The 13,869-nt window shown below is 56.0% G+C and carries 17 protein-coding genes and 2 pseudogenes; 4 read left to right on the plus strand and 15 right to left on the minus strand.

Annotated features, from left to right (window positions below; genetic code table 11):
• Positions 1-30 precede the first annotated feature (30 nt).
• Positions 31-843 (plus strand): transposase, encoded by an 813-nt coding sequence (locus tag E2N92_RS10630; protein WP_220681141.1) that lies wholly within the window; start codon positions 31-33, stop codon positions 841-843.
• Between the two features lie 303 nt (positions 844-1,146).
• On the opposite strand, the gene E2N92_RS10635 is transcribed toward E2N92_RS10630, so the two are convergent.
• From E2N92_RS10635 to E2N92_RS10660, 6 genes are all read right to left on the minus strand, one after another.
• Positions 1,147-2,385, minus strand: a complete 1,239-nt coding sequence (locus E2N92_RS10635) for an oligosaccharide flippase family protein (protein ID WP_220681142.1) — start codon at positions 2,383-2,385, stop codon at positions 1,147-1,149.
• Between the two features lie 84 nt (positions 2,386-2,469).
• On the minus strand, positions 2,470-3,912 hold the full coding sequence (locus tag E2N92_RS10640) for a nucleotide sugar dehydrogenase (protein ID WP_220681143.1): 1,443 nt from the start codon (positions 3,910-3,912) through the stop codon (positions 2,470-2,472).
• Positions 3,909-4,823, minus strand: coding sequence for a Gfo/Idh/MocA family protein (locus E2N92_RS10645; RefSeq protein WP_220681144.1), 915 nt, complete (start codon positions 4,821-4,823; stop codon positions 3,909-3,911). Before E2N92_RS10645 ends, E2N92_RS10640 begins: the two co-directional genes overlap by 4 nt.
• A gap of 2 nt (positions 4,824-4,825) precedes the next feature.
• Positions 4,826-5,908: a DegT/DnrJ/EryC1/StrS family aminotransferase gene (locus E2N92_RS10650; protein WP_220681145.1), complete on the minus strand. Its 1,083-nt coding sequence runs from the start codon at positions 5,906-5,908 to the stop codon at positions 4,826-4,828.
• Positions 5,909-5,991: 83 nt separating this feature from the next.
• Complete coding sequence (locus E2N92_RS10655) at positions 5,992-6,729, minus strand: mannose-1-phosphate guanylyltransferase (protein ID WP_246589186.1); 738 nt, start codon at positions 6,727-6,729, stop codon at positions 5,992-5,994.
• A 773-nt stretch (positions 6,730-7,502) separates the two neighbouring features.
• Positions 7,503-7,724, minus strand: coding sequence for a type II toxin-antitoxin system prevent-host-death family antitoxin (locus E2N92_RS10660; protein WP_246589187.1), 222 nt, complete (start codon positions 7,722-7,724; stop codon positions 7,503-7,505).
• A 56-nt stretch (positions 7,725-7,780) separates the two neighbouring features.
• Here E2N92_RS10660 and E2N92_RS10665 point away from each other — a divergent pair, with 56 nt between their 5' ends.
• On the plus strand, positions 7,781-8,011 hold the full coding sequence (locus E2N92_RS10665; RefSeq protein ID WP_220681146.1) for a hypothetical protein: 231 nt from the start codon (positions 7,781-7,783) through the stop codon (positions 8,009-8,011).
• 155 nt (positions 8,012-8,166) lie between these two features.
• Here the strand turns inward: E2N92_RS10665 and hepT are convergent, their stop codons facing one another.
• From hepT to E2N92_RS10700, 7 genes and pseudogenes are all read right to left on the minus strand, one after another.
• The gene (gene hepT / locus E2N92_RS10670) at positions 8,167-8,574 is read right to left on the minus strand and encodes a type VII toxin-antitoxin system HepT family RNase toxin (RefSeq protein WP_246589189.1); all 408 of its coding nucleotides are present in this window, start codon (positions 8,572-8,574) and stop codon (positions 8,167-8,169) included.
• Positions 8,575-8,588: 14 nt separating this feature from the next.
• On the minus strand, positions 8,589-9,008 hold the full coding sequence (locus E2N92_RS10675; protein ID WP_220681148.1) for a nucleotidyltransferase domain-containing protein: 420 nt from the start codon (positions 9,006-9,008) through the stop codon (positions 8,589-8,591).
• 374 nt (positions 9,009-9,382) lie between these two features.
• Positions 9,383-9,643 (minus strand): UPF0175 family protein, encoded by a 261-nt coding sequence (locus E2N92_RS10680; protein ID WP_220681149.1) that lies wholly within the window; start codon positions 9,641-9,643, stop codon positions 9,383-9,385.
• Between the two features lie 254 nt (positions 9,644-9,897).
• Positions 9,898-9,981, minus strand: a pseudogene (locus tag E2N92_RS13600) (type VII toxin-antitoxin system HepT family RNase toxin); the annotation flags it as partial.
• 107 nt (positions 9,982-10,088) lie between these two features.
• A pseudogene (locus E2N92_RS13730) lies at positions 10,089-10,439 on the minus strand (HD domain-containing protein); the annotation flags it as partial.
• Between the two features lie 293 nt (positions 10,440-10,732).
• Positions 10,733-11,212, minus strand: coding sequence for a HEPN domain-containing protein (locus tag E2N92_RS10695; RefSeq protein ID WP_220681151.1), 480 nt, complete (start codon positions 11,210-11,212; stop codon positions 10,733-10,735).
• Positions 11,187-11,732, minus strand: coding sequence for a nucleotidyltransferase domain-containing protein (locus E2N92_RS10700; RefSeq protein ID WP_246589190.1), 546 nt, complete (start codon positions 11,730-11,732; stop codon positions 11,187-11,189). The genes E2N92_RS10695 and E2N92_RS10700 overlap by 26 nt, the downstream gene beginning before the upstream one ends.
• 264 nt (positions 11,733-11,996) lie before the next feature.
• Here E2N92_RS10700 and E2N92_RS10705 point away from each other — a divergent pair, with 264 nt between their 5' ends.
• Both E2N92_RS10705 and E2N92_RS10710 read left to right on the plus strand, forming a co-directional pair.
• Positions 11,997-12,287 (plus strand): nucleotidyltransferase family protein, encoded by a 291-nt coding sequence (locus tag E2N92_RS10705; RefSeq protein ID WP_220681152.1) that lies wholly within the window; start codon positions 11,997-11,999, stop codon positions 12,285-12,287.
• A complete protein-coding gene (locus tag E2N92_RS10710) occupies positions 12,284-12,589 on the plus strand; it encodes a HepT-like ribonuclease domain-containing protein (RefSeq protein WP_220681153.1) in 306 nt (101 codons plus the stop codon). The genes E2N92_RS10705 and E2N92_RS10710 overlap by 4 nt, the downstream gene beginning before the upstream one ends.
• On the opposite strand, the gene E2N92_RS13815 is transcribed toward E2N92_RS10710, so the two are convergent.
• Both E2N92_RS13815 and E2N92_RS10720 read right to left on the minus strand, forming a co-directional pair.
• A complete protein-coding gene (locus tag E2N92_RS13815; RefSeq protein ID WP_220681154.1) occupies positions 12,511-12,936 on the minus strand; it encodes a HEPN domain-containing protein in 426 nt (141 codons plus the stop codon). The genes E2N92_RS10710 and E2N92_RS13815 overlap by 79 nt on opposite strands.
• Positions 12,920-13,477, minus strand: coding sequence for a MarR family transcriptional regulator (locus tag E2N92_RS10720; protein ID WP_220681155.1), 558 nt, complete (start codon positions 13,475-13,477; stop codon positions 12,920-12,922). Before E2N92_RS10720 ends, E2N92_RS13815 begins: the two co-directional genes overlap by 17 nt.
• Positions 13,478-13,869 lie beyond the last annotated feature (392 nt).

Genomic DNA, 13,869 nt, shown 5'->3' on the forward strand with positions numbered 1-13,869 from the left:
CCTAACTTTGCCAGTTGAAAAGAACTAAGTGTGTTCTTAGTAATGTTTGAATCGACCAAAATGCAAACAGAACTAAGAACGATTCAGATTGAGCCCAATGAAAATATATCCTTTCCTATTGTAATCCTCCTTGCCGTTACCAGCCATTACGAAATCCTCAATTTCACCGATATTTTCAGGGAACACAAGAAAAATGGGATAGATATCAACAAACCCATCAGAGCTCTTGTCAGTTATAAATTGACGGATAACTTCAGCATAAAACGATCTCACGAATGGATCAACCGCCCTGAAGTTCTTGCTGAATTTGATCTCCCTTCCTTCAGCGAAAGAACACTGTATCGTGTCCTTGAAATCCTTGGTGCCAACCGGGATGAAATCACCTCTGACCTCCAGAACGTCCTTTTTGAGCGATATGATTTTGAGCATATGAACATCAACATGGACTGGACCAGCATTGTTCTTCATGGCACTGAGGCTAAGCTTGGAAAATATGGCTATGGCCATGATCATCGGCCGGACAAAAAACAGATTACAGTCGGCGTCACAGAACTTGCAGATCCCATCAATATCCCGATTGGGATGACGATCGAACCCTGCAATCTCAATGATCAGACCCACTTCAAGAAGACCTATCGGCAATCAAGCGGCAGACTCAGAGAGGGATCTCTGGTAATATTCGACAAAGGAGCGAATAGTGTTGCCAATACCCGGATGATTCGGGCAGATAATCTGCAGTACATTACCGGAAAGAAGCTCAACAAGAGTGATGACAAGATAATCGCTGAATTTGAAACGTATGGTCCTCAAGTTATTGATGCGGAATCCGGGTTTCAACAATGAGAGGGAGCATTGGCGCATCGTAGAGACATAAAGAGAGGTGGGATTTCGGGGGGCAATTTCCCTGATTTGCAGCGGGATTCCCGATATTCGACAAGAAGATCGCTCTCTAACAAAAGTACATTTATTTTGGGACAAATTATGGATTCCAGCAAAATATGATCGTAAAATCGACCTTACGGAAAGGAAAATTCATTCTTGGCGATATGATAAACTCTCCATTCATCGTTGGTCCTACTGATACAACATGGTTACTCCTTGGCCGAGTTCTTGCCGTTTTATGGGATGTGCTTCTTGGTATGTAACTTAGACCCAACCCTTACCCTTCGCAATCAATATAATTCCTAAACCCAGAATCATGTAGGTGAGCACCCAAGCATACCCTGCACCGATGACCCCAAACTGAATAAGGAAGATATAACTGAGCCCTAGGAGAAGCACGAACCGGATCAAATTCATGACCATGATACCCCCTACTTGGAGACGGATATTCTGAAGGGGAATGAAAAGGTTGTATGCCGTTACAAAGAGACTGGAGACAGCGATTATTCTGAGCAAATCAAATGCGGCAAGATAATCTTTTCCGAAAAGTCCGAGAAGAAATTCTCCAAAGATGACAATAAACAGGACCGTCGGAGTAAGTATTATATAGGTCACCGTAAGGTTTCTAATTACTCCCCTCCGCAGGTTGATCCCATGGCTTCCTTCGATGAAGAAGGAGGTGCTCATCGCATTGGGGATGATGAGAACGAGATTTCCTATGGCGAAGGCAACATAGTAAAGGGCGGCCTCCTCAGGGCTAAGGAGGTTCACAATGAGGATTGGCATCACAAGCGATGGCACGCTCTGGAAAATATTTGCAAGATAGTTCAGGGAGGAAAAACGGAAAGTCTTCCGTATGAACTCCCGGTCGATTGGGGGAGTGAGGGTGACGTAGCCCCGGAGCATCACCAGGGCGAAGACGGCAGCGGCAAGGTAGGCGAAGCCGAAGGCGTAGAAGATCCCGAGGCTTCCGAGAAGGGCAAGGGGCAGGAGCAGGGGTAGCCGCACTCCCATGATGAGATTCTGGACGAACTTGAAGTCAGCCTTCCTGAAAGAGAGGAGGGCTTTGCCGGTGATGAGGGTGACAGAGTTGACTATAGCGAAGAGGAGGAAGAGGGAAGCGTAGTCCCTGATGAAGGCGATCTCGGGAGAGATGAGATCGATGGCGGCGAGATAGATGATACCGACCACAATCGTTGCCCCAGTCGTGATCCAGAGGCAGGTGTTGAAGACCCGGCTGTGGTCATTGGAGGGCATGAACCTGATGATGGTAATGTCAAAACCGAGACGCGAGAAGGCCATCACGAGGCCAAGGGAAGAGATAAGGGCGGTGGCGATCCCAACCTCCCCGACGGTATACAGCCGCGCTGCAAGTGTCCAGAAGAGGAACCCGAAGCCAACGTCCGCAAACCTTCCGAGAGTGATGTAAAAGGAATTCTTGTAAAACGGGTTCCTGAGGTAGTCGTGTATTTCAGGGATGGTTTTTGGGAGGGATATGTCCATGGGTCATCTGAGGCTTGGCAGAGTTCTGCTGCTGGTCTTTTGTCACTCTAACTTTGGGTAGGCAAGGGAAATGAATGATTGGATTTATTTCAGGGAATGCCCATTCTTACCTCCCCTCCCGATCCCCCGGTACGCAAACCCCGCCCTGATCCACGCATCTGGATCCACCACGTTCCGCCCGTCAACGATCACCGGCCACTTGCACCCACACAACCCCTCCACCCGCTCAGCCACCAACCCCCGATACTCCCGATGCCCCGCAAAGACCACGACCGCGTCCGCACCGCGGATTACTGCCTCAAGATCCTTCGACAACCCAGCTGGCACATCCGGCGCCGTCGCGGGGTCCACCCAGGGATCATGCACTCTAACCTCCGCTCCCGCCGCGATCGCCATCTCATAGAACGGCTCCGAGGGCGTATTCCTCGCATCATCCGAATCGTTGATGAAGGCCCATCCGAGGAGGGCGATCTTCGAGCCTTTCAGGGTCTTCCCCGTCTGCGCGAGGGCGGAGGTGGTGAGGTGGAGCATATGCGCCGGCATGAAGTCGTTGATGCCGCGTGCCAGGGTGTACAGCGACTCTCTCCCATCCGGGAAGTCGAGGGCGTTGGGCCCAAGCTGCTGCACCCCCCGCTCCAGGTGGTAGGTGTCCTTGGTGAGGCAGTGGCCGCCGACGCCGGCGCCGGGCCAGAGGACGGCCCGGGTGATCCCCTCCCCCTTCAGCGAGGCAACGCCGTCACGAACATCGTAGACGTTGATGCCCATCGCCTCGCAGTACAGGGCGAGTTGGTTGATGGCGGCGATCTGGAGATCGCGGAAGGTGTTCTCCGCGGTCTTGGTCACCTCGGCGGCGGTGGCGGTCATCGGGATGACCTGGCCGGTGGTGAGGACTCTGGAGTAGAGCTCGACGGCCCGCCGGGTGGAGACCTCGTCGATGCCGCCGACGCAGCGGTCGTGCTCGCGGATGTTCCTGAGGAGGCGGCCGACCATCACCCGTTCGGGGGCGTGGGCGAGGGCGAAGTCCTCGCCCGCGACGAGGCCCGACTCCGCTTCGAGGATCTCTCTCGCCATGCCGGCGGTGGTGCCGGGGGTGATCGTCGACTCGAGGACGACGAGGGTGCCGGGCGTGAGGTGGCGACCGACGTTTCTGATCCCCTCGATGAGGGGAGTGAAGTCGGGGAGGAGGTCTTTGGGATCTTTGAAGGGCGTCTGGATGGCGAGGGTGACGGCGTCGCACTCGGCGACCTTCGAGAAGTCTGGGGTGCAGGAGAAATTTCCAGATGAGACGACCTTCTGGAGGAGGTCTTCGAGCCCGGGCTCCTCGCCCTTCAGGGGCGACTCGCCCTGGTTGAGCCTCGCGATCTTGTAGCCCGAGGTGGGCGAGTCGCGCTGGAAGCCGTAGACGTGCTCGATCCCCGGGGCGTCCGCAAAGAGGAGGGCGGCCGGGATGCCGACATAGCCCATGCCGAAGACGCCGATCTTTCGGATCGGGCCGCGCTGTTCGATGAGTTCTTGTAAAGATGTCATAGTGTTGCTCCGTGCTTGATCGCGTCGCAGACCTGCACGTTGGCGAGTCCCTGCGCGGGCGTCACCGGGAAGGGCGTGCCGTCCCTGGCGCAGCGCACAAAGGTCTGGAGTTCGGTCTTGAGGGGTTCGACCTTGTTCACCAGGAGCTTCTCGATGATGTTCTCCTGGTGGTACAGCCCGTTGGTCTGGTCGTAGGTGCAGGGCTTGCGGTAGACGTACACCTCCTGGGCCATGAAGTCGGCCTCGATGGTGCGGCTCTCCTCCTCGATGTAGATGGACCTCACCTTCTTGGAGGACTTGCGGGAGGCGGAGAGGTAGACCGGGGTGGTGCCGAAGGTGGCGAGGGCGGCGGCGACGTCGGCGGTGCCGGTGGCCTGGATGGTGTACGCCTGGTCAGGGAAGAGGACGTTGAAGGCGACGTCGATGTCGTGGATCATCAGGTCCTCAACGACCGAGGAGCCGGTGACGCGGGCCGAGGCCGGGTTGTGGCGGTTGAAGGAGACGTACAGGGGGTCGTGGACGAGCCCGGCGATCTCGGTGACGACCGGGTTGAAGCGCTCAATGTGCCCGACGCCGACGACGACGTCGTCCGGGATCATCCTGATGAGGGCTGCGCCCTCCCCGGTGGTGAGGCAGATCGGCTTCTCGACGAGGGTGTGCACCCCAGCCGCGATCACCTCGCCGGCGGTCCTGAAGTGGTACGGCGTCGGGACGCAGACCGAGACGCACTCGGCCTTGCTGAGGAGTTCGTCCATCGAGCGGCAGACCTCCGCGCCGGTCGCGGCCGCCACCTTCTCCGCGGCGGCGGTGTCGAGGTCGTAGACATAGGTGGTGCCGACCTCTTTGAGTTCGGTGTACACCCGGACGTGGTTCCGCCCCATCGCCCCGGTCCCGATGACGCCCGCGTCCATCTTTAGATCACCTCGTTGATCGTGTCGCAGATATATGTCCGGCCCTCGTTGGTGACGTTGGGGTGGACCGGGATGGAGAGCACCGATGCCGCGAGCGCCTCGGAGATCGGGCAGGCGCCTGCTCCGGCATAGAGGGGCTGGCTGGAGAGGGCGACGGGGTAGTGGACGGCGCAACCGATCCCATGCTTGCGGAGATGAGCCATCAGGTCGTCCCGTGAGAGCGGGAAGGCGTCGGTGACCCGGAGGGAGTATTGGTGCCAGACATGGGTTCTGCCGGGGGCGACCGCCGGCAGCACCAGGCCGGGGGCGGTGATGTGGGTGCGGTAATACTCGGCGTTCTCCTGCCGCCGACGGTTGAAGCCGTCGAGTTTTTTGAGTTGCACTCGGCCGACTGCCGCGGCGAGGTCGGTCATCCGGTAGTTGTAGCCGAGTTCGGTGTGGAGATATTTGTCGGCCTGGCCGTGGTTGATGATCCGGCGGAGGTGTACCTTATACTCGTCGGAGGCGGTCGTCACCATCCCGCCCTCGCCGGTCGCCATGTTCTTGGTCGCATAGAAGGAGAAGCAGGCAAGGTCGCCGAGCGACCCGGTCCTCTGTCCGTGATATTCCCCGCCATGGGCCTGGGCGGCGTCTTCGATGAAGACGAGATTATTATCATCGCAGATCTCGCGCAGCGCCCCAGCATCGCAGGGCTGGCCGTACAGGTGGACGCCTACGACCGCCTTTGTCCGGGAGGTGATCTTCGCATTCACGTCGGTCGGGTCGACCGTGGCGGTCGCCCGCTCGACGTCGGCAAAGATCGGCACCGCCCCGCACATTGAGACCGAGGAGGCGGTCGCGAAGAAGGTGAAGGCGGGAACAATCACCTCGTCGCCCGGCCCGACGCCGGCGGCGAGCAGCGCGGCGTGGAGGGCCGCGGTGCCGGAGTTGACGGCGACGGCGTGTGGGACACCGCAGTACGCGGCGAACTCGTTTTCAAACGCGGCGGTCTCCGGGCCCTGGGCGATCATGCCCGAGTCGAGGACGGCGGTGACGGCCTCTGCTTCCTCGCTTCCGAGGGAGGGCTGTGCGATGGGTATCTGCATGGGGGTGCTCCAGATTGAATGCGCTGTTATTTTCGTGGAGATATGTATAAAGATTTGTATTTTTATCTGGAAATAGGAGGGAATTAAACACATTCAGAAGAGGTGGAGCGCATGGAGAAGGCATGGGAGGAGTGGTTTGCGAAGGCTTCCGCGACCGCGGGGGCGAGGCGGCGGCACTCGGCCATGAAGAGCGCGGACGAGAAGAGAAACATCCCTGAGTTCCAGAGGTAGCCGTCGCGGAGATATGCTTCGGCGGTCTCCTGGTCGGGCTTCTCGACGAAGGCGCCCACCGCGTGGCCGCCGGGCAGGTCGTCGCCGGGCCTGATATAGCCGTAGCCGGTGTGTGGGGAGGTGGGGGTGATGCCGAAGGTGACGAGGCGGTCCTTCGCGAGGGCGGCGGCGGCGCGGAAGGCCTTGGTGTACTCCTCGTCAGGGGTGACCAGCTGGTCAGAGGGGAGGACGGCGACGACGGCGTCCTCACCGTCCAGGGCCGTCATGCCGTAGACGATCGCCGGGAGGGTGTTTTTCCCCTCAGGCTCGACGAGCACCCGGCCCCCGGCACCGATCGCCGCGAGCTGGTCGGCGACCAGGAAGCGGTGGGCGGCGTTGGTGACGACGTATACCTCCTCGGGCTCGGAGAAGAGAAGCGCCCGCTGCACCGTCTTCTGGAAGAGGGACTCGTTCTCGAAGAGGGGGATGAACTGTTTTGGGTAGCAGGTGCGGCTGAGGGGGAAGAGCCGCGTGCCGCTGCCGCCGGCAAGGATGAGGGTCTTCATGGTGTGGTACTCCCGATAGATCGCGCTCTCATTTTCGCGTGTCAATTCATAAAGTTGTGCATTTTTTCCTGAAAAATGGGGATAGTTAAACAGATTCAGAAGGGGTGGAGCGCATGGAGGTGCTCCTTCGGTGCCTGGATCGCGATCCTGCATGGATGCCGACCCCCCTGCAATGTTCCCGGCAGGTTCGCCGATGGATCTCGTGGCGTCGCATCAGCGTCAGAAAAATCCGGCGGTATTGTCTCTTTCTCTGGTCTGAATCGCTAGAATACGTAAATTGTCCATCCCGATGGTTTTATGATTTTCAACCCGCAAACAATTGCCCTGAAACAGGGGGAAAATCCTACGACGTATACCCCCTGTGCGATTTGGCTCCGAGAGGTGCCGGTGACGGGAATACGCGTGAAAATCATCCGGAATCGGGCAGGTACTTTGGACCCTTGTTTCTTTGCGTTAGGAGACATGTGCGCCGGGCGGAAAAGGGACGCCGGGAGCTGACCCGGATGATGTGAAACATACCGACGTCAAAGGGCGAAGAATCGGGCCGTCAATGCAATGTGCTTGATCACAGTCCACGATACACGTTACGCCGGTGACGGACATAGAGAATTGTGATCCGCCTGCTTTCATGACAGACCTTATAGATAATTCTCTATTCGCCGGCCCGGATGCGATAGAGAGATCCGGTACCGCTCAACTTCCGGGAACCGTGGGGTGCCGGCATTTCGGAAAGGGCTTCGATCTTCTTCAGAATGTCTGAAACCCTCTCGTGTGGCACGCCTGCAATGTCCTTCTCTACACTTGCCCTGAAAAAAATCTTATATGGGACCATTGGAGGTTGAAATTCGTTTTTTCATCTCGTCGAACGTGAGGGTCGATTCGTTGCGCCGTTCTGCCGCCACAGCCAGATCATGGAGATCCTCCTGCAACTGCTCGTACTCTTCGAGAGGGAGGATCACTGCAACTCGCTCCCCATGTTCGTCGGTAATATACTGTTCTTTTACCGCGCTCAATTGTTTCTGCCCCCTGAACATCACCATGTAGGGTGTGAGTCATATATAATCCATCCCATGGGTCATCCGGGCACCATCTGCCGGTGCTCCTCCGGGCAGAAGAGATAGAAAGATCGTCCGGGGCTGGTCTCTTTCAGGAGTGCTTTAAAGATGTAGAAGGAGGGGTCGCGGAGGAGGACGGCATAACGAAGCGGTATAAGATCCTCCTCTCACCCAGCGGTATGCAGGACGCCGGCGGAGCGCTCCAACGCGTGTGGCAGGCGGCAGGGTCGACCAGATATCCCAGGATATATACGCGAACAACAGGAAAGTGATCACCATTCTATCGAACCAGTGGGTAGTGCTCCAGGCAATAACTGATACCAAAAAAGTTCTCCCTGTGCGAATTTTTGTTATGAATACCGGTCACTGCTCGACGGAATTCGGTCAGATATTCTGAAATAGATTTTCATTCCGGGGCACTACCCAATTATGTGTTCCCCGAAGATCGGTCGTGAAGATGCTCCAGGATGGCATCCCGGAATGCCGTGAGGGCACCGAGATCCTGGTGCAAAATTGCATAGACCTGTTCGAGGTCCAGATCCCGGTAGATGTGGACCAGGACGTTCCGGAATCCTGCCAGGGCCGAGAGATCACGGGTAAGCGGTTCCGAGAGAATCCCGTTCTCGCCGAGGATCTCAAAAGTCTCGCGGTAACGTGCAGGTTTCCTGAGCCGCTCTTCTGCGATCAGATCGGTTGCACTATCGATCGCCGACTGGATCCCGACCAACATTGCATGAAAGACCATATTCCGGGTATCCCGATCAGAGAAGAACTGCTCCCTGGAGATGGATTGATATCGTTCCCGGCCCCCCATCGCATCCTGCAGTTCCCGCATGTGGTGAAGAATTCTCATGTGACCTCTGGTGTAAGAAGCGAGCGGTCCATCCTCTCGCAGAGGGGCTTGAGATCGAGGTACTTCGCCAGCACATCAGCCTCAAATGCAACTCGCAGGCCCTCATCCCTGGCAAAGACAACCCTTCCTGTCTTCACCACTTCGTACTGGAACTCCACGGGTGCGGTATTGAGAATCCGAAGATCCACCTCGTACCTCGGCCTGATGCATCGCTCCAGATCGGCTGCAATCTTCATGGCATACCTGAAGAGTTCATATGGACTCCTTTCCCCGGAAACAATCAGCCCTATGTCGATGTCATGAAAGTCGCTTCGCACCAGGAACGAGCCATAGAGATAACCCAGCAGCAGATCCTCGACACCGGAGAGGCACCGGCTGATCTCTATGATCATCTGTTCTCTTTCAAGATCGTTCATATCCCGCCGGGGAGACATAGTGACTTCAACCTGATACTTAGGGTTGGGTGAAAACAGCATAAAACTAGCGTTGCACTGAAAGCCTGGTGACACCGTACATCTATCCTTCTGCAGGATTCCGTCCAGAAGAGAAGAGATCAGGTGCCCTGGCGTTTGGTCGGCCGAAATCCCGGCGGTTGGGGGTAGCGATATTTGGATCGAGTGTGAAGAGGGGAACACTCCTCCTCACGCGAGGGATTGCATGCCGTCTGTCTTGAACCATGGTGAGGGATGATCTCCTCTTCCCTCTTCTACGACCTCATGCCAGACAGAGTACACGCTGATGAAAATCGATGGAGCAGCAGGTCTTTGCGAGGTGGATGAGCGGGGAGGAATTACTGACCGCCTGTAGCATAGGCAATGTCCTGATCGAGATCCTCATCGGCATAGTGCCTGGGGATCTTCCGTGCTTCAAGCAATTTCTCCCATTCCCATCTGTTCACCCATGCGAGAGCACATGCCTTCCCTGACGAGAGGATGCCACGCTGGTAGAGCGCCAGGGCGAGTTCCTGTTGCAGCGCGGCCTGGATCGTATCGGGAGGAAGACGAAGTGCCTGGACGATACCGTGGGGCACCATGATCGTGACGTCTGACATCGTTTCTTCACCTGATGAATGGGGATAGGGTGAAGATCGTATAAGAGTAGTGCTGGAATCGGCGAGGTTAACCTCGCTCCCCACCGCATCCCGACGCCCGCAGGAAGGCCTCGATCTCCTGCCTGAACTGAGCGAAATCTCCGATATGCTCCTGCAGGATCGAAAAAGTAAGGGCATCGTCGAATTGCCCCGGAGCGGTGGACGACAATGTTTCTGAACCCTTTCATCGCCTTGAGATTCTTGAACATCGCTCTGCTGAGGACTCCGTGCCGGATCAGGTGGTCAACGATATCCTCGTCCTTGCCGGGCACGCCGAGACGGAGGTCGGTGTTGAGCATCGCACAGATATCGAAGACATTCTCAATCTTTTCCAGAGCCGTTCCATCTCCTCGCTCTCGATGAGCCTGAGCGTCATCGCCTCGTGGTCCCGGGCAGGGGGAAACAGGTCTTCTGATGCATGAGAAAAAGGAGCATGACCAATATCATGGACAAGAGCTGCCATTCTCACGGTGCGTCGGTAATACTCTTTCTCATAATCGCCATCGATTTCCAGAACATCAGGAGAGCTGGTATTAACCACAATATCATAGATCCGTGTTGCCAGTTCCATGACGCCAGGGGAGTGCTCAAAGCGTCTGTGGGTTGCACCAGGACAGACCAGATATGTCAATGCAAACTGGTGGATATGACGAAGGCGCTGCACCGATACTGAGTTCAGAACCTGTCTCTCCTCCGAATCCAGATGAATAAACGCATACATCGGGTCCCTGATCTCGTGGTTATTTTTCCTTGCCATTTCCTCTGCCCTCTTCTCAAACACACCACAGAATTCTACCCATTACGCGGCAGATTACAGTCTTCAGACATACCTGGAGAACAGGAGTAGATCTATCGTCCGATATGAGTCCACCGTACCCGGAGAGGACGGCGCACCATCGAAAGGTGATTATGATGGGTACGTCCCCCTTGATGGCAGTCGAACTGTCGCCTCTCAGAGTGAGGGGACTCCATCATCAGGACATGTTCGCCAGCGGTATGAAGACCCCCATGATACCCTGCCGGATAATCTGGTCTTTTTCTCTTCCACTTTCACGATCCTTCCTGGAGCCGCACTGCTTCTTCCCTGAGGCGTGAGATCTCTCCCTGATGGAGCCGTTCCATGAAATCAAGAAGGTCTGCGCAGAACGCCTCAGCCTCTTCTATGGAGTCCTTGACCTCCTCCGCCGTGATTGCAAAGTCCACATAATACTGTTTATCGATGCGATCCCTTTTGGCGGCGGCAATGCGGGAACTGTCAATGCCATACAGTCTCTCCAGAAGGATCATCGCACCGGTGTGGTTCTCGCATTTTATGCCAGTCTTGAAAAGGAGGGCCAGCACCATGTAGTACATGCTGTAATATGCCATCGATACGGTTTCTTCAAGCCGCCCGTTCTCCAGCAGGATCTTTGCGGAGATGAGATAACTCTCAGATTTCTTCCGGTATGCCTCCTGGACCTGAACACTGGGATCGACGACCCTGATCTTTCCTTCTCTGAAGAGTTTATTCAAAAAATTTTGTGTTTTCATAATACCGTTCGACTCCTTTCACGATGACATGATTCTTTACGATCTCCTGGATCAGTAAATTTTCCGGTTCCCAGGGCCCGATCTTTATACTGAGCCGCGAGTGACACCTTTCCAGCTCCCGCTTCACCTCTCGATCGTCCGTCTCGATATAGACGTCGATGTCGCTCTTCGGGTCCGCGGTCCCCTTCGCATAGCTCCCGAAGAGCACGACAAGGGGGATGTCCTGTCTCTCCTGAAGTGTCCTGACGACAGACCTCAGATGGGGGGCCTGTTCGATCAATATTCCGAGCGCGTACCACTCTGTCATGAATATATACACCCGCGCTTCAAGGGTTTTTTTCAGGAAATATACTCTATTTTTCCCTTCTGTCCTGAAGTCGACGACATTCCCGTCTAAAAGATTCTTGAGTTTCCGCAGTATGGTCGTGTGTGAGGTACCTAGATCTTTTGCGAGTTTGCGGGGGTGTGCGTCGCCCCTGAGCAGGTGAGCGATGATCTTGATGGTTACGTTTTGTTCCACATGGAACTTATTTGAACCAATGGTAGAAAAAAATAGCGTCTCTCCAGGGTGGTGTGTCTCCTGTTCTCAGGGTCTTCTCCTGGTCCTCGATGCTCAGAGATATGCGACTCGATCCTGTGGTCTGCTACGGCCAGACACGGTCTTTCTCCATTATGCCAGAGGGGATGAAGGAAGATACTCTGGGCAAGGATGAGGGGGGAGACATTCAAGGGAGCGACCCCATGGCAACTCTTATCTTTCCCGATTCAGATAGGAGAAGATCAGATGAGCCTGTATGCAGATGTGCTGGAAAAAAGGGAAGAAATCCTGCGGGTCGCAGCAGGCCACGGCGCCCGTACGATCCGGCTCTTCGGCTCGGGTGTCAGGGGTGAGGAGACCCCGGAGAGCGACATCGATCTGCTCGTTGAATTTGAACCCGGACGAAATCTCCTCGACCACGTCGCCCTCGTCCAGGACCTGGAGGATCTGCTCGGCCGCACGGTCGACGTCGTGACCGAGGGTGGACTGCACTGGTATATCAGGGACCGCATCCACGAGGAGGCCGCCCCCCTGTGAAAGACGACCGGCTGTACCTCATCCATATCCTCGAGTGTGCCGGCAGGATCGAGTCCTACACCCGGGGAGGTCGGGACGCGTTCATGGCATCCCCGATGGTGCAGGATGCGGTGGTCCGGAACTTCGAGATCATCGGCGAGGCGGTGAAGCAGGTCTCAGAACAGGTGAAAGAAAAACGTCCCGATGTTACTCTGCATCCCGCGGCCCCATCGGGCAGGACTGTTCACTCAAGGACGCTCCTGACCTGGTCGAGCACCGCCTTTGCCGACGTCACCACATCGTGGGCATCCTTTTCTGAATAGACACACCCGTAATCTGCGCCCTCACGCGTACGCATCGCAAAGATGAAGTCCTCAAGTACAGAGGGGAGCAAGATTTTTTCATCGATATAAAGCGCTTCGACAGCATACCGAAGGCACGTGTGGCTCTTTTCTCGATATCCTCTGGCAAACACCAGCGCACGAAGGGCGTGAAACTGTGCATAGTATCCCTGGATGATCGCCCACTTCATGTTTCCCTCTGCAAGCGAGTGCTCGGCAGCATGGCGATCGTCGTCCGCCTCTCGCAGTTCTCTTTCGACCCATGTCCCATCGACTGGGATGCGCACGATCTTCCCTCGCCGCAGGCACTGCTCAAACTGATGCTTCATCGTACTCCTCGATCAACATTTTCCCACCAAGGATGCGCTCATAGAGGCCCGGATCTGTTCTCTTCAATGAACGGAATTCACCGGGCGTGAGGATGATCGGCGAGATCTCGCGGTCAAGCCCGGCCTGGGCCGCGGCAATCGTCTCTGCGACCCTGATTTTATCATCGGTTTCGAGAAACAGATCGATGTCGCTCTCATTGGTGTCTTCCCCGCTTGCCGCGCTCCCGAAGAGTATCGTCCGCCTCACCTCCCCCCGCAGGCTGAGGACCAGCGGGTTAATGTCGAGAAGAGTGGCACAGACCTTCACCTCGCGAAGGAGCGGGCTTTCCATCGCTGCCCGGTACAGCACCAGACGTCCTCTCTCCTCACGGTGGAGCAGACCGGCCTCTGACAGGCGGGCAAGTGTTTCACTCGCCGATCCTGTTCCCAGGTGGAGCAACCGGGCAATCTCACGGACATAAAATCCTTTATGGTAGTTTCTGCCCAGAAATCTGAGCAGCAGAAACGACGTCCTGGAGAGTATGTTCGTATCTTCGAACATATGTTCATATTTGTGAACGGACTCCTTTGAAGCTGCCGGTATTTTTCTGGAGCAGGCCGGTGTCACGATCTCATCATCGCGCCTATTCTGGGATCAACAGGTCGATCATCCGGACAACGATCCGGGATGACATTCCTCCGCTCAGATCTGCATTTCAAAACCTCGCGACGATCTGAGAGCAGAGAAAACCGGGGAGAGGTCTCTGTCCCGTGGCGAGTCAAGAACAAAAGGTTGTCAATAGATACAATTGAACGATAGTGCTGGTCTCTGTGCGGGGTTTTGGTCTTCGAAGATTTTCAATTTATTCGACTCGCTCTGTTTGTCCCCCTGGTCATCCTGGCGCAATGGATAGAGCCAGAAACGGCCCCCCAGAGAGAAGAGATGCCGGTACG

It is taken from the genome of Methanofollis formosanus (assembly GCF_019633745.1).
Classification (GTDB): Archaea; Halobacteriota; Methanomicrobia; order Methanomicrobiales; family Methanofollaceae; genus Methanofollis; species Methanofollis formosanus.

Coding starts and splice junctions, on each gene's coding strand:
- E2N92_RS10635 (WP_220681142.1), bottom strand. CDS start 2,385: ATGGACATATCCCTCCCAAAAACCATCCCTGAAATACACGACTACCTC.
- E2N92_RS10640 (WP_220681143.1), bottom strand. CDS start 3,912: ATGACATCTTTACAAGAACTCATCGAACAGCGCGGCCCGATCCGAAAG.
- E2N92_RS10645 (WP_220681144.1), bottom strand. CDS start 4,823: ATGGACGCGGGCGTCATCGGGACCGGGGCGATGGGGCGGAACCACGTC.
- E2N92_RS10650 (WP_220681145.1), bottom strand. CDS start 5,908: ATGCAGATACCCATCGCACAGCCCTCCCTCGGAAGCGAGGAAGCAGAG.
- E2N92_RS10660 (WP_246589187.1), bottom strand. CDS start 7,724: ATGGTGATGTTCAGGGGGCAGAAACAATTGAGCGCGGTAAAAGAACAG.
- hepT (WP_246589189.1), bottom strand. CDS start 8,574: ATGCGGGAACTGCAGGATGCGATGGGGGGCCGGGAACGATATCAATCC.
- E2N92_RS10675 (WP_220681148.1), bottom strand. CDS start 9,008: ATGAACGATCTTGAAAGAGAACAGATGATCATAGAGATCAGCCGGTGC.
- E2N92_RS10680 (WP_220681149.1), bottom strand. CDS start 9,643: ATGTCAGACGTCACGATCATGGTGCCCCACGGTATCGTCCAGGCACTT.
- E2N92_RS10695 (WP_220681151.1), bottom strand. CDS start 11,212: ATGAAAACACAAAATTTTTTGAATAAACTCTTCAGAGAAGGAAAGATC.
- E2N92_RS10705 (WP_220681152.1), top strand. CDS start 11,997: ATGAGCCTGTATGCAGATGTGCTGGAAAAAAGGGAAGAAATCCTGCGG.
- E2N92_RS13815 (WP_220681154.1), bottom strand. CDS start 12,936: ATGAAGCATCAGTTTGAGCAGTGCCTGCGGCGAGGGAAGATCGTGCGC.
- E2N92_RS10720 (WP_220681155.1), bottom strand. CDS start 13,477: ATGTTCGAAGATACGAACATACTCTCCAGGACGTCGTTTCTGCTGCTC.